Source organism: Thalassospira australica (genome assembly GCF_000763295.1).
Taxonomy (GTDB): Bacteria; Pseudomonadota; Alphaproteobacteria; order Rhodospirillales; family Thalassospiraceae; genus Thalassospira; species Thalassospira australica.
Map to the genome: position 1 here is coordinate 286,401 of NZ_JRJE01000031.1, position 14,577 is coordinate 300,977.

Sequence of the window (14,577 nt, forward strand, 5' to 3'; positions counted from 1 at the left end):
GCTTTGATGAAATTCTGGAAATTGCTTGCCGCTGCCTCTGTAGTTGCCGTGATGTCGGCAAATGCACCGGCCTTCGCCCAAACTGACGAGAAACTTCCAGAGTTCACGACTGAAGGGTTTGACGAATGGCTCGTTGAATTCAAGAAAGAAGCCGCAACCAAAGGCATTTCCGAAGCAACGCTGGACGTTGCCTTTGCCAATACAAAACCCATCCCGAAGGTCATCGAATACGATCGCAGCCAACCAGAATTCAAACTGACCTTTGAGGAATACCTGCAGCGTGTTGTTCCGCAATCACGCATCAATGAGGGTCGCCGCAAATACGCTGAAAACCGCGACATCATCGACGCGGCGGCCAAGAAGTTCGGTGTGCCCGGCCACTATCTGACAGCTTTCTGGGGGATTGAAACCGGATTTGGCCGCTTTACCGGCGGCTATTCCGTTGTTGATTCGCTGGCCACCCTGGCATTTGAGGGCCGCCGCGCAGAATATTTCCGCAAAGAGCTGATGAACGCGTTGACCATTATTGATGCCGGTCATATTGCGCCGGAAAAGATGTCCGGGTCCTGGGCCGGGGCAATGGGACAAGCGCAATTTATGCCGTCCACTTTCCTGAATTATGCCCACGATGGGAATGGCGACGGTAAAATTGACCTGTGGGGGGCTAAGGAAGACGTGTTTGCATCCGCGGCAAATTATCTGTCCTCCGTTGGGTGGCATGCGGATGAGCGTTGGGGCCGCAAAGTCAGCCTTCCGGATGGGTTTGACTCCGAACTGGAAGGTCGCGATATCCGCAAACCAATCTCTGAATGGCAAAAGATTGGTATTCGGATGCCAAACGGTGCTGATTTGCCATCGGCTGATATGGATGCATCAATTGTCATCGTAAATGACGGTGAAGGTCCTGCGTATATGGTTTATAAGAACTTCCACACCATCATGCATTGGAACCGGTCGACCTATTTCGCGATTGCCGTTGGCACACTGGCAGATGCGATTGCGGGCCGTTAAACAAGAAAGTTCGGAAAGGGTCCGTTAACCTGAACCGGCATGGACAGAGCATCTAGCAACGGGGACACCTTGATGCCCAAACCACGAAAAAGTGCGTTCGCACATTTGCAGACCAAAGGTCGCCTTGCAATGGTGGTCGCAACCTTGGGGTTGCTGCTGGCGGGTTGTGCGGAAACGCAGCTTGCAGTCCATGGCGTTAAACGGCTGGGCGGTCAGGCCCAGCCGACCCAAATCGGAAACTACAAGATCGGCAATCCATACGAAATCGCCGGTCAGTGGTATTACCCGGCGGTCGATTACGAATATACCGAAACCGGCATCGCGTCTTGGTATGGTCCGAAGTTCCACGGCAAGAAAACCGCAAATGGCGAGATTTTCGACCAGTATGAAGTATCTGCGGCGCACCGTACCTTGCCACTGCCCAGCATCGTTCGGGTAACCAATCTGGAAAATGGCAAATCGCTTAAGGTCCGCGTCAATGATCGTGGACCATTTGCACATGGCCGTATCATCGATATGTCACGCCGTGCAGCTCAGCTTTTAGGGTTTGAACGCAAAGGAACCGCCAAGGTTCTGGTCGAAGTTATTGAGGCCGAAAGTCGCCAGATTGCCGCTATCGCTCAGGGCAAGGCCGCACCGGCAGTAACTGTTGCGGAACAAAACACGGTCAGTGCCGCACCGCGTGATGTCGTTGAAACGGTTCGTCTCGATGATGCACCCCCGACCGAAAGTAGCACACCAACAACCTCGCAGGTCAAGCTAGCACCACCCTCATCTTCAGCCAGTGTCAAGGCAGAGCCGCTTGATGGTGTGGTTGAGGAGGCGGCTGTTGTCGAAGTAACGCCAGTTGCCCCGTCATCGATCTATGTTCAAGCGGGTGCCTTTTCAATCTATGACAACGCGCTTAACCTTCGTAATCGGCTATATGAACTCGCGCCGAGCAAAATCGAACCGATAGAGGTCAAAGGCACAACCTTTTACCGGGTGCGTCTTGGTCCATTGGAAACAGTTCCGGAAGCCGATATCTTGCTGGAACGCGTGATTGCAACCGGGCAAAACGGGGCGAAAGTTGTTGTGGAATGCGCCGATGGTGGAGCGGCAACATCAGGTTGTTGATCAAAAATCGATCACTATGCTACCGATTTGAAAACTCGACCGCGCAGGTCTTGCACAATTTCGCCCAATTTGCGACATAGGCAATGCAGCGAATACACCGGTTCCCGGTGGTTACAGAATTATTATTACAGGGTTAGGACGCTATGACTTTCATGCCACCAATTCCGTTCAAAAACAGTCTGAACCGGGTAGTGGCCGGGGCCTTTATCCTTGGGTCTGTCATGGCAATGTCGATGACCAGTGCGCAGGCAATTGAAACCAATGCGCGCGAAGCTTTTATCATGGATTTTGATACCGGTGCCGTGTTGCTCGACAAAGAAGGGGATACCCTGACCGAGCCTGCATCGATGACCAAAATGATGACCGTCCACATGCTTTTCAAGTATCTCAAGGATGGTCGGGTTTCCATGGACGATACCTTCCACGTCAGCGAGAAAGCCTGGCGCAAAGGCGGGTCGAAAATGTTTGTCGAGGTAAACTCCAACGTTTCGGTCTCCGACCTTCTTCACGGCATCATCGTGCAGTCGGGCAATGACGCAGCAATTGTTGTTGCAGAAGGATTGTCTGGCACCGAAGAAGCCTTTGCCGAAGCCATGACCCAGGAAGCGCGCAATATCGGCATGACAAAGTCTGTATTTAAAAACGCGACGGGTTGGCCGGCTGAAGGACACCTTGTTACCGTGCGTGATCTTGCGGTCCTTGCGCGCGATACCATTCGTAATTTCCCGGAACTTTACGAACTCTATTCCGTCAAGGAATTCACCTACAACGGCATTCGTCAGCCAAACCGCAATCCGCTGCTGGGTACCAGTGCCGGTGTCGATGGCCTTAAAACCGGGCATACAGAAGCAGCAGGCTATGGCCTGACCGCATCGGCTGAACGCGATGGCCGCCGTTTGATCATCGTTGTAAATGGCCTGGGGTCGGTTCGTGAACGTCGCACAGAATCCCAAAAACTTCTGGATTGGGGTTTCCGTGAGTTCGACAACTATGACCTGTTTGCTGATGGCGAAACAGTAAGCTCTGCCAATGTATGGTTGGGATCAGAAACCAAAGTTGATCTTGTCGCCGACAAGGAAGTTCTTCTGACCCTGCCACGCAGTGCAAGCCGGGATATGAAGGTTTCGGTTGTTTATGATGGACCAATTCCTGCCCCGATCAGCCAGGGCGATCAAATTGCAACCCTGAAAGTCGAAGTCCCGGATCAGGATGTCATCGAATTTCCGCTTTATGCCGCCCATGATGTCGGCCGTCTTGGCTTTGTTGGCCGGATCGGCGCTGCCATCAAATACCTGCTTTGGGGGGCGAACGGGTGAACCATAAGCCCGGTTTGTTCATCAGTTTTGAGGGCGGAGAAGGCAGCGGAAAGTCAACCCAGATACGCTGTCTTGAAAAATGGTTCCGGGATCAGGGCAAAGATGTTGTCGTAACGCGTGAACCGGGCGGGTCGCCCGGGGCAGAAGAAATACGCAACCTGCTGCTAACAGGTGATCCAGGCCGTTGGGATGCGGTGACAGAGGCACTGCTGATGTTTGCATCGCGCCGCGATCATGTTGAACGCACCATTCGCCCTGCGCTTGCAAACGGGAAAGTCGTTTTATGTGATCGTTTTGCCGACTCATCTGTGGCCTATCAGGGATATGGTCACGGACTGGGCGCAGACTATATTCGCAATCTTTGGAAACTGGCGATCGGCGACTTCAAGCCCGACCTGACGCTTATTTTTGATTTGCCGATCGAGCTTGGTCTTGAAAGGGCCGGGACACGGTTTGCCAATGTCAGTGCTGCGGAAGACCGTTTTGAACGCATGGGACTAGAATTTCATCAGCGCCTGCGCGACGGTTTCAAGGAAATTGCTGGAAACCAGAAGGACCGTTGCAAAGTCATCGATGCCAGCGGTGATCTTGAAACAGTAACAGAACGTGTTGTTTCCGTTGTTCAGGGTCATCTTGCCGGGCAGGGGGGCTGACCCATGGCAGCAACTGACATTGTCGAAGACGAAAACCCCTTTGATCCGCGCCGAAACGATGCGCTTCTTGGTCACGAAGCAGCCGAAAAAACCATTCTTGATGCCTGGAACAGTAAACGTATGCATCACGCGTGGCTTCTCTGTGGGCCCCGTGGTGTCGGCAAGGCAACATTGGCCTATCGAATGGCACGTTTCATTCTTTCTGGCGGCGGTGACAATGGCGGTGCAGGCCTGTTTGGCGATCAACCCGAAGGGCTTTATGTCGATCCAGACAACCCGGTAGCGCGCCGAATTGCCGGTGGCGGTCACGGTGACCTCAAAGTCATTGAACGCCAATATGACGAAAAGAAAAAGCGTCTGCAGGGCGAAATTACAGTTGCCAGTGTGCGAACTGTCGGCAACTTCATGTCCAAGACATCCGCAGAAGGCGGGTGGCGAATTGTAATCGTGGATGCGGCAGATGAACTAAACCGCAATGCTGCAAACGCCATTCTAAAGGTTCTTGAGGAACCGCCGGCCAACGCCATGATGATTTTGATTGCCCATCATCCGGGGCGATTGTTGCCGACCATTCGATCGCGCTGTCGTCGTCTTAATCTTGGGCCGCTTGAAGACCATCAGGTGGTTGACCTACTCGGGCGGTATTGTCCAGATATGGATCTTGGGGCGCGTGACGCACTTTCCGGACTGGGCGAGGGCAGTATTGGCAGGGCGCTTCAACTACATGAAGTCGGTGGCCTTGAGCTGTATACAGATCTTGTGAATATTATATCTGCGTTGCCCAATGCGGATGTCGCAGCCCAGCACAAGTTTGCTGAGCGTTTTTCGCCTGCAGACAAGGATGCTGCCTTTGCCACGATCACAGAACTTCTGCACTGGTGGCTGGCACGCATGATCCGTTTTGCCGCCACCGGACAAGCCCCCAGAGAAGTCGTTGACGGTGAATTGCCAGCCATGCAACGCATGGCAGCCGCGCAACCGCTTGATCAATGGCTGGAGGTATGGGAAAAGATCACCGAATTGATGGGCGCGACCCGCGGTTTGCATCTTGATCGCAAGCAAGCCTTGCTCAATGCATTCTTCATGCTTGAAGAATGCATGCGAACCTGACATCACTGCCCACACACCGAAATTTTGACCATAACGGCCCATTTCGGGCCGTTTTGTTTCACGACTTGCGCGAAGGATTTGCGGCCATGACCGGGCACAAACAGCCCTATTACATCACGACACCGATCTATTACGTCAACGACAAGCCTCATATTGGCCATGCCTATACGACGCTTGCCTGTGACGTTCTGGCCCGCTTCAAGCGCCTGGACGGTTATAACGTGATGTTCCTGACCGGAACGGACGAACACGGTCAGAAGGTCGACAAATCGGCCGCGGCCAAGGGTATTGATCCGCAAACCTTTACCGACCAGGTGTCACAGAATTTCCGCGACCTTGCGGTTCACATGAACTTTTCCAACGACGATTTCATTCGCACAACCGAAGAACGTCACAAAAAGGCCTGTCAGGCACTTTGGAATACGTTGCTTGAAAAGGGCGAGATTTATCTTGGTTCCTATGACGGCTGGTATTCGGTCCGTGATGAAGCGTTCTACGGCGAAAAAGAACTTATTGAAAAAGACGGCGAGAAACTTGCACCGACCGGCGCACCGGTAGAGTGGGTGTCAGAGCCAAGCTATTTCTTCAAGCTTTCGGCCTGGGGCGAGCGTCTTTTGGAATTTTATGACCAAAACCCGGATTTCATTGCGCCGCAGTCACGTCGCAACGAAGTGATCAGCTTTGTCAAAGGTGGCATGCATGATCTTTCGGTATCGCGTACCAGCTTTAAATGGGGGGTGCCGGTCCCAGGTGATGAAGACCATGTCATGTACGTATGGCTTGATGCTCTGACCAATTACCTGACCGCAATTGGCTATCCCGATGCAGACCCGGCGAAACTTGAAAAGTTCTGGCCTGCTGATCTGCATATGGTCGGCAAGGATATCCTGCGGTTCCATGCTGTTTACTGGCCTGCATTCCTGCTGGCTGCTGGCATCACGCCGCCCAAACGCGTTTTTGCTCATGGCTGGTGGACCAACGAAGGTCAGAAGATCTCCAAATCGATTGGCAACGTCATTGATCCGTATGACCTTACCGACAAATACGGTCTGGATCAGACGCGTTACTTCCTGATGCGTGAGGTGCCATTTGGCAATGATGGCGATTTTTCCCATCGGTCGATGATCAACCGCATGAACAGTGAACTTGCCAATGATCTTGGCAACATGTGTCAGCGCGTTCTGTCAATGATCCACAAGAACTGCAATGCTGCCGTGCCAACACCGGGTACGTTTACCGAGGCAGATACGGAAATTCTTGCCAAAGCCCATGGTATGCTTGAAACCGTGCGTCCGCTGTTTGACGAACAGGCCTTTAACAAGGGGCTTGAAGCGATCTGGAGCCTTGTGGGTGATGCCAACCGCTATGTCGATGAAATGGCGCCTTGGGGTCTGAAAAAGACCGATCCGGCGCGTATGGAAACGGTTCTTTATGTTCTGGCTGAAGTCATTCGCCATGTGGGCATTCTTGTGCAGCCGATCATGCCGGGATCTGCGGCCAAAATTCTTGATCAACTGGTCCTTTCCGACGATCAGCGGGGCTACGAATGCCTTGGGCCCGATCACGCCCTGAAACCGGGTTCTGAAATTCCGAAACCGGCTGGTGTGTTCCCGCGCTATGTTGAAGAGGAAGGAGAGAAGGCATGAATGTCGCCCTTGTCGACAGCCACTGCCATCTGGACTACCCGCAGTTCTCCGATGACCTAAGCGGGACCATCGCACGTGCGAAAAATGCTGGTGTCGGCATGATGGTCAGCATTGGTGTCAAATTGACGACCTTTGATCAGGTGCGCGCAGTCGCAGAGCAGGCAGATCATATCTATTGCACGATCGGCGTCCATCCACACGAAGCCGGCGAGGAGGGGCTTACAAGCCCCGCCGCACTGATCGAAAAGGCATCTGACCCAAAGATCATCGGCATTGGTGAAAGCGGACTTGATTACTTCTATGACAACGCCCCGCGCGACGCACAGCAGGAAAGCTTTCGTGCCCATATTGCAGCGTGCCGCGAAACCGGGCTGCCATTGATCGTGCATACCCGTGATGCGGATGATGACACGATGGATATCCTCGAAGAAGAATATGAACAAGGGCCGTTTCCGGGCGTTATTCATTGCTTCTCAAGCTCGGCCGTACTTGCACAGCGCGCACTTAAGATCGGGTTTTATATTTCCTGTTCGGGTATCATTACGTTCAATTCCGCCAAGGAAATCCGTGCCGCTCTTGAAGACGTCCCGCTGGACCGTTTATTGGTTGAAACCGATGCCCCCTACTTGGCGCCGGTTCCCAAGCGTGGCAAACCAAACGAGCCGAGCTACGTTGCCCATACGGCAGCAAAACTTGCCGAAATCAAAGATGTCAGCACCGAAGAAATCACCCGAATTACCACGGATAACTTCTTTAGACTGTTCACAAAAGCAGATCGAAAACACCTCATCGTGCCAGGAGACGGCACCCAGTGACCAAAGTAACCATTCTCGGCTGCGGCTCTTCAAATGGCGTACCATCCGTCGGCCTTGGATGGGGCAAATGTGATCCTTGGAATGCGCGAAACCGGCGTCTTCGCAGCTCAATCCTGATTGAAGAAGCCGGCAAGAAGATCCTTGTGGACGTCACGCCGGATTTTCGTCAGCAGGCCTTGGACCATAATATTGATCACGTTGATGCGATCCTGTTTACCCATTCGCATGCAGATCATGTGCACGGAATTGATGATGTCCGCTGGCTAAATGTTGCCATGGAACGGCCAATTGATATCTACGCCAATGCACAAACGATCTCGGATATCGATCACCGCTTCAACTATGTCTTCACACCGTTGCCGGAGGGGGTTGAGTTCTTTTTCAAACCGGTCCTGGTCCCGCATGTGATTACAGGTCCGTCGTTTGAGGCAGCAGGGGTGCCAATAACCGTATTCTCGCAAGACCACGGCTATGGCGAGACGCTTGGCTTTAAAATTGGCAAATTTGCCTATTCGACAGACGTTGTTGAGTTTCCCGAAGAGTCCAAACAACATCTGTATGATCTTGACGTTTGGGTCGTTGATTGCCTGCGACATCGGCCTCACAACACACATGCCCACCTGGAAAAGCTGTTGGGCTGGGTTGAAGAATACAAACCCAAACAGGTCTATATGACCCATATGAGCATCCAGTTCGATTACGCCCAGGCAATGGCTGATACACCGGATCATGTTGAACCGGCATACGACGGGTTAGTGATTAACGTGAACTAGGCTTTGCGCTCCAAAACCCGAGTCACAAACCTATTGAAGCGAGCTGGTTAAGGTTTTCTACCGGCTTATTGGGCCTCCAAAACACCGCGATCTCAGTTCAGTCAAGACGCTCTATAATCTCTTCGTTCCTTAGCGACGACCCTCGCAGGTTAAGCGATTGCCTTACACCCACGCATTTAGACCTTCACCCTTGCGGATTTCGGGTCGTAGAGGGGCTTGAGAGAAGGCATCGCCGAAATCCTTTCACCAGCAACCTCGATCTCAAATTTTGAGGAAAGGACGTCCTGTGCCGTCTCGCCAGCACACGGCACATAGCCCATACCGACAGCACCACCAAGCGTATGACCGTAGTTTCCGGAGCTGAGGTACCCAACGATCTCGCCGTCCCGGACGATAGGTTCAGCGTGATAGAGCAGGGGCTCCGGATCGCTGAGCAGGAATTGGACCATGCGTCTTTGCAGGCCTTCCTCGCGCTTTTTCAAAACTGCATCCCGACCAATATATGCGACGTCCGTTTTCTTGACCGCAAATCCAAGCCCAGCCTCAAGAATGTGGTCCTCGCTTGAAATGTCATGGCCGAAATGGCGAAAGCCTTTTTCGATCCGGCAACTGTCCATCATGTGCAAACCGCACAGTTTGGCATCAAGTTCTCGTCCGGCAGCCCACAGCACCTCAAAAACATGTGCTGCCATGTCGGCAGAGACGTAAAGCTCCCAACCCAGTTCTCCGACATATGTAACCCGGTGCGCCCGGGCAAGGCCCATGCCGATTTCGATGTCCTGCCAAGTCCCGAAAGGGTTTACATCGTTGGTGAAATCATTCGGCGAAACCATTTGCATCAACTGCCGGGCATTCGGACCCATCACGCAGATGACGGCCTCTGCTGCGGTGATATCGGTCAGCACGACACGGTCATCCAAAATCTGACGCTGCATCCAGGTCTGATCGGCAAGGCGTGTTGCGGCCGGGGTCACCACAAGGTAGGCGGTTTCGGAAAGACGTGTGATCGTTACATCTGCCTCGATACCGCCACGGGTGTTCAGAAACTGGCTGTAGACGATCTTGCCGACAGGCACGGAAAGATTGCTCGCAGCAACCCGGTTCAGGAAAGCTTCGGCATCTGGCCCCTCTACGCGAATCTTCCCGAAGGACGACATGTCGTAGATACCGACATTTTCACGAACGGCCTTGTGTTCCCTTGCTGAATTTTCAAACCAGTTTTGCCGCTTCCAGGAATACTGATATTCGGGTGTCTGGCCTGGATCAGCAAACCAGTTTGCCCGTTCCCAGCCTGAAAGCTCTCCCATGACAGCGCCTTCCGCGATAAGAGCGTTGTGCAGTGGTGACCGCCGAATACCGCGTGCTGTGGCTTTCTGGCGATAGGGAAAGTGGTCTGAATAGAGCAGGCCCAAGGTTTCCTTGGATCGCTCGAACAGATAGGTCTGGTTGCCTTGGAAGGGCTGCATGCGGGAAATGTCGACATCACCAAGGTCGAACGGCTTCTCACCGCTGTTCATCCACTCCGCCAGCGCCATGCCTGCACCACCAGCAGATTGGATCCCGACGGAGTTGAAGCCAGCAGCAACCCAAACATTGTCCATGTCGGGCGCCAGACCCAAGTGGTATGCGTCGTCCGGGGTGAAGCTTTCCGGGCCGTTAAAGAAAGTTTGGATTCCCGTTTCCGCCAGAAGCGGTAGTCGGTTGACTGCCTTTTCGAGAATTGGTTCGAAATGATCGAAGTCTTCGGGCAATTGGTCGAATTCGAAATCCTCCGGAATACCTTTCATGCCCCAGGGTTTTGCTTCCGGTTCGAAGGCACCGAGCATGATGCTACCAGCGTCTTCCTTGTAATAGGCGCATTCGTCGGGCACACGTAGCACCGGCAATTGTTGAAGGCCGGGGATTTTTTCCGAGACGATATAGAAATGCTCACAGGCATGAAGGGGCACATTGGTACCCATTTGACGGCCGACCTCATGGCCCCACATGCCAGAACAGTTTACCACGTGATCACACGTGATTGTTCCTGCACCTTCTTCGTTTTCCCATTCAACGCCAGTAATGCGGCGACCGTCTTTGACAAATCCGATGACCTTGGTGCGTTCAAGAACCTTGGCGCCACGAAGTTTGGCACCTTTCGCCAGTGCGTGCGCGATATTGGACGGATCACCCTGACCGTCAAGCGGCAGATAAACGCCGCCGACCACATCATCGCAGTTAAGATGTTCGTATTTGGCTTTGATTTCAGACGGAGAAATCGCCTCCACTTCAACACCAAAGGCGCGGGCCATCGATGCCTGGCGCATCAGTTCTTCCTGACGTTCATCCGTGAGCGCAGCCGTGATGGATCCCACGCGCCTGAAACCGGTAGACAAGCCGGTTTCAGCCTCAAGATTGCCATAGAGTTCCTGACTGTATTTCGCCAGCCGGGTCATATTCTGGGTAGCACGCAACTGGGCGATTAGGCCTGCGGCATGCCAGGTGGTGCCGCAGCAAAGCTGCTTGCGTTCTAAAAGGACAACATCTTTCCAGCCCAACTTTGTCAGGTGATAAGCGACCGAACACCCGATCACACCGCCGCCGACAATCACAACGCGGGCGCTATTTGGTGGAATTGCCATTTTTACATCCTTCTAAAGGGTTACGCGCGAATTCGGGCGTTATCTGTGCCCCGACAGGGAGCTGGTTTCGCGAAAACGTGGCGGTGTGGGGTTCGCCATAAACGTCACAATCAATTGTGCGGCCGCAAATGATGACTACTCAAACTTAGGAGGGAAGGGACATCTGCAAGCCTCAATAGACGGGTGGGGAAATGACCCATATCGCGATTGCGGGATCGTCATAGGGATTGGCCCAGCGATATTCAGAACCTTTGATACGGAAACTGTCGCCGGTTGAAATCGTAAACTTTTGCCCCCCAATCCAAACATCAAGTTTGCCAGAAACAAGATAGACAACTTCCTTGGTCGCGCGTTGACGAGGCTTTTTGAGCGCTGAACCGGGAAGAAAAGTAGAATGAATGACTTCAAAGTCGTCTGTCAGATCGGGAGACACCAGGGCCTCCAACAAACCGCTATCGCGCTCGCCAATCTCGCGGCGTGCCGACGCCCTGACGACAAGACCACGTTCGTCTTCCGGGGCATCCGCGATGCCAAAGAATATGGAGACGGGCGCTTCTAGAACACGGGCGATGCTATGTAGATCATCAACAGTTGGCACGGATAAGTTTCGCTCAACTTGAGAAAGCCATCCAACGGATTTGTCGAGAGCCCGCGCAAGGTCTTCGAGCGTCATCTTACGGGCGAGCCGCAATGCACGGATGTCGGGACCAATCTGACTTTTCTCTGGCATTCGTCCCCCCAAATCCAACTGATACGTTTAGCCGCTACCGACTTCAGAATTGCGCTTATGAAAAAGTAGATGAAAATTTCACGGATGCAAATGAAAAAACAGCCAGGAATTTCATTTCATCAAGATGATGCGTTCCGACCGGTTCCTGATCAGGTTGCAACTGGACTGACTTAGGTGGAGTGAAATCTTTGATCGGGAATGGGTTCTGCCAGCATTTTCGAGGCAACCAGTCATCCTGACGTGATCGCGCGGTGCAGTAGGCGACAGGCAGACCAATAAGCTATCGCCGTTTCCCAAAGAACTGATTGTCGAGATGATTAGGAAGCGGGAATGCTCATAGAAGATTCCCAACAACGTCCATCACCGTGGAACATCTCCTCATTAAACGGGCGAAGCTATGCACACGACAGGCCGGAGTGTACGATTTCTGTACATGTAAAAAAGGGGCAGTTCATCGATATTTGCGCAACACTATCGAAGCTACACATGTGTTCGATAATATATATTATGACAAATAATGACTCTCGCGATCCAAGATCAATATAGTTCTATTCCAATATGTTAGATCACATACTTGCAATTAATGCTCGCGTCACGGGTTATGCCAACACTTCAAAACGCACACTAAAGACGCAGCCGCTATGATCATCTGGCTGTGTCAGTTTGATCGTCGTGTCATGGCGTATGGCAATTTCCTTGACGATCGAAAGGCCAAGTCCGCACCCTTCTTCCTGCCCAGTACCATTCATCCGATAAAACCGCTTGAAGACATCTTTATGATGTTCAACGGGAATACCCGGTCCATTGTCTTCGACGGTTAGAACCACATGCTGGTCATGTGCGGTGATCTCTCGATCAAGGCGTACAGTGACCGCACTGCCATCGGGGCAATAGCACAACGCATTATGCACCAGGTTTTTAAGCAGTTCTTCAATCAACGTTGCATCACCCTTGATGAAGGTCGGCTCAGTAAGTCCTTCATATCCAAGGTCAATACCGCGCTCCAGCGCAACAGGAACCTTCGATCCGGTCACGGCACGGGTGATCTCGCACAGATCAATCTTCTCAAATGATCTGCCGGCCAATCCTTCTGGTGCCGCACGTGCCGACGCCAGCAACTGATTAGCAAGATGCGACGTCTGGCGGGTTGAGGCCGCGATTGTTTCCACTATCTGGCGTATTTTTTGTGGATCTTGTTCGCGCTGCCCAAGTTCGGCTTGGGTGCGCAATGCGGCCAAGGGTGTCCGCAACTGGTGTGCGGCATCTGCGGTAAACCGCTGCATGGTTTTAAGGCTGTTTTCAAGCCGTTGAAACAGGTGATTAATTGCCCCGACAAGGTGCCGTACTTCGGTCGGAACATCATGCAAGATCGGTCGAAGATCGGTTGGGGAACGTCGATTAAGTGCCTCTTCCAGTCTGGTGAGCGGTTTCAGACCCTGTCCAATCCCAAACCATACGATTACCGCGGCAATTGCAATCAGGGCGATCTGGCGCGCAGCAGCACTTGCGATAATGTCTTCGCTTAAACTTAATCTTGTTCCCATGGTTTCAGCGACAAGCACCTGAAAACGTGTCGCTTTTCTGGCGCTGGCAACATAACGCGACAGCGCACCAATCCTTACGTTTTCACCATTGTAAACCGCGTCATAAAACACGGGTTCTTCACGAAGCGGTCTGAGTTTCTCGGGAACCGGCGGCAGGTCTTCGTAACCTGTAATAAACGCGCCCTGCCCGGTGCTGACCTGATAGAAAACCCGGTCTTCTGCTGCACTTGTTAACATCTCAAGCGCCACATAAGGTACATCGACCTCAATCTGACCACCGATCAGAACCACTCGATCAGCAATTGCCAGGGCCGAGCTTAAAAGTGCGCGGTCAAAGGCCTGATTTGTCGAGCGAACTGCATTGCTACGCACTTCAAGTAACATCAATGAACTGATTACCAAAAGTGGCACCAGCAACCATATAACAAGCCTGCGTCTGAGCGATCCGTTACGCCATTTCATGCTTTTTTCAACAAATAGCCAAGACCTCGCACGGTCTGAATTTTGATGTCTGCAAGTTCAACACGTTTTCGCAAACGGCTGATGTAAAGCTCAACCGCATTTGCGCTTATATCGTCTTCAAACCCGGCAAGCTGATCAGCTATCTGTTCCTTGCTCAGAACGTGCCCAATGCGCAGCAACAGGATTTCAAGGATGTTGAGTTCCCGGCGCGGAATATCAACGTCATGACCGTCAATTGTTACACGCCGTGCCACCGTATCAAATACAAGCTGCCCGCATTTGATCTGGGTGTTGTGGGTGCCGGCATTGCGGCGCATCAGCGCCCTCACCCGCGCTTCAAGTTCGACCAGTTCAAATGGCTTTGCCAGATAATCATCCGCACCAAGGTCTAATCCCTTGACCCGATCTTCGATGTCGCCCCGTGCGGTCAGGATCAGTACAGCACTTTCAGCGCCGCGATGACGCATCCGCCTGAGAATTTCCAACCCATCAAGTTTCGGCAAATTCAGATCAAGCACCACAAGCCCGTATTCCTGCGTGCGCAGGATGTCATCTGCTTCCTCGCCATCGGCAATTACATCAACCGCATAGCCAGAATGCCTTAAAGACCGTGCAATCCCGTCCGCCAGTGCGGCATGATCTTCAACGACAAGGACTCTCATTGTTTGTGCTTCTCTTCCCTGATAAACCGGCAGGTGGTGTTTATCATAAGTGGTTTACCAACCATGATACGCCCATAAAACGCCATAGTGACATCCCATGTTCATGATATCCACCTCA

12 protein-coding genes are annotated in these 14,577 nt (G+C 52.6%); 8 read left to right on the forward strand and 4 right to left on the reverse strand.

What is annotated here, in order from left to right; translation table 11 throughout:
* Nucleotides 1-6 precede the first annotated feature (6 nt).
* From JF44_RS0114490 to JF44_RS0114525, 8 genes are all read left to right on the forward strand, one after another.
* Entirely contained in the window at nucleotides 7-1,011 is a 1,005-nt protein-coding gene (locus JF44_RS0114490) for a lytic murein transglycosylase (protein WP_052065942.1), read from the forward strand.
* Between the two features lie 72 nt (nucleotides 1,012-1,083).
* Nucleotides 1,084-2,127: a septal ring lytic transglycosylase RlpA family protein gene (locus tag JF44_RS0114495; RefSeq protein ID WP_052065944.1), complete on the forward strand. Its 1,044-nt coding sequence runs from the start codon at nucleotides 1,084-1,086 to the stop codon at nucleotides 2,125-2,127.
* A gap of 152 nt (nucleotides 2,128-2,279) precedes the next feature.
* The gene (locus JF44_RS0114500) at nucleotides 2,280-3,443 is read left to right on the forward strand and encodes a serine hydrolase (protein ID WP_033069980.1); all 1,164 of its coding nucleotides are present in this window, start codon (nucleotides 2,280-2,282) and stop codon (nucleotides 3,441-3,443) included.
* The gene (gene tmk, locus JF44_RS0114505; protein ID WP_033069677.1) at nucleotides 3,440-4,096 is read left to right on the forward strand and encodes a dTMP kinase; all 657 of its coding nucleotides are present in this window, start codon (nucleotides 3,440-3,442) and stop codon (nucleotides 4,094-4,096) included. The genes JF44_RS0114500 and tmk overlap by 4 nt, the downstream gene beginning before the upstream one ends.
* Nucleotides 4,097-4,099: 3 nt before the next feature.
* The gene (locus JF44_RS0114510) at nucleotides 4,100-5,206 is read left to right on the forward strand and encodes a DNA polymerase III subunit delta' (protein ID WP_033069678.1); all 1,107 of its coding nucleotides are present in this window, start codon (nucleotides 4,100-4,102) and stop codon (nucleotides 5,204-5,206) included.
* A gap of 86 nt (nucleotides 5,207-5,292) precedes the next feature.
* On the forward strand, nucleotides 5,293-6,852 hold the full coding sequence (metG, locus tag JF44_RS0114515; protein WP_033069981.1) for a methionine--tRNA ligase: 1,560 nt from the start codon (nucleotides 5,293-5,295) through the stop codon (nucleotides 6,850-6,852).
* Nucleotides 6,849-7,667, forward strand: a complete 819-nt coding sequence (locus JF44_RS0114520) for a TatD family hydrolase (protein WP_033069679.1) — start codon at nucleotides 6,849-6,851, stop codon at nucleotides 7,665-7,667. Before metG ends, JF44_RS0114520 begins: the two co-directional genes overlap by 4 nt.
* Entirely contained in the window at nucleotides 7,664-8,440 is a 777-nt protein-coding gene (locus tag JF44_RS0114525; RefSeq protein ID WP_033069680.1) for an MBL fold metallo-hydrolase, read from the forward strand. Before JF44_RS0114520 ends, JF44_RS0114525 begins: the two co-directional genes overlap by 4 nt.
* A 176-nt stretch (nucleotides 8,441-8,616) precedes the next feature.
* On the opposite strand, the gene JF44_RS0114530 is transcribed toward JF44_RS0114525, so the two are convergent.
* The 4 genes from JF44_RS0114530 to JF44_RS0114545 form a co-directional block, all read right to left on the reverse strand.
* Nucleotides 8,617-11,061: a GcvT family protein gene (locus JF44_RS0114530; protein ID WP_033069681.1), complete on the reverse strand. Its 2,445-nt coding sequence runs from the start codon at nucleotides 11,059-11,061 to the stop codon at nucleotides 8,617-8,619.
* A 172-nt stretch (nucleotides 11,062-11,233) separates the two neighbouring features.
* A complete protein-coding gene (locus JF44_RS0114535; protein WP_033069682.1) occupies nucleotides 11,234-11,791 on the reverse strand; it encodes a helix-turn-helix domain-containing protein in 558 nt (185 codons plus the stop codon).
* Between the two features lie 599 nt (nucleotides 11,792-12,390).
* The gene (locus JF44_RS0114540; protein ID WP_033069683.1) at nucleotides 12,391-13,797 is read right to left on the reverse strand and encodes a sensor histidine kinase; all 1,407 of its coding nucleotides are present in this window, start codon (nucleotides 13,795-13,797) and stop codon (nucleotides 12,391-12,393) included.
* The gene (locus tag JF44_RS0114545; protein ID WP_033069684.1) at nucleotides 13,794-14,459 is read right to left on the reverse strand and encodes a response regulator transcription factor; all 666 of its coding nucleotides are present in this window, start codon (nucleotides 14,457-14,459) and stop codon (nucleotides 13,794-13,796) included. The genes JF44_RS0114540 and JF44_RS0114545 overlap by 4 nt, the downstream gene beginning before the upstream one ends.
* Nucleotides 14,460-14,577: the final 118 nt, after the last annotated feature.

Coding starts and splice junctions, on each gene's coding strand:
- JF44_RS0114490 (WP_052065942.1), top strand. CDS start 7: ATGAAATTCTGGAAATTGCTTGCCGCTGCCTCTGTAGTTGCCGTGATG.
- JF44_RS0114495 (WP_052065944.1), top strand. CDS start 1,084: ATGCCCAAACCACGAAAAAGTGCGTTCGCACATTTGCAGACCAAAGGT.
- JF44_RS0114500 (WP_033069980.1), top strand. CDS start 2,280: ATGCCACCAATTCCGTTCAAAAACAGTCTGAACCGGGTAGTGGCCGGG.
- JF44_RS0114510 (WP_033069678.1), top strand. CDS start 4,100: ATGGCAGCAACTGACATTGTCGAAGACGAAAACCCCTTTGATCCGCGC.
- metG (WP_033069981.1), top strand. CDS start 5,293: ATGACCGGGCACAAACAGCCCTATTACATCACGACACCGATCTATTAC.
- JF44_RS0114520 (WP_033069679.1), top strand. CDS start 6,849: ATGAATGTCGCCCTTGTCGACAGCCACTGCCATCTGGACTACCCGCAG.
- JF44_RS0114530 (WP_033069681.1), bottom strand. CDS start 11,061: ATGGCAATTCCACCAAATAGCGCCCGCGTTGTGATTGTCGGCGGCGGT.
- JF44_RS0114535 (WP_033069682.1), bottom strand. CDS start 11,791: ATGCCAGAGAAAAGTCAGATTGGTCCCGACATCCGTGCATTGCGGCTC.
- JF44_RS0114540 (WP_033069683.1), bottom strand. CDS start 13,797: ATGAAATGGCGTAACGGATCGCTCAGACGCAGGCTTGTTATATGGTTG.
- JF44_RS0114545 (WP_033069684.1), bottom strand. CDS start 14,459: ATGAGAGTCCTTGTCGTTGAAGATCATGCCGCACTGGCGGACGGGATT.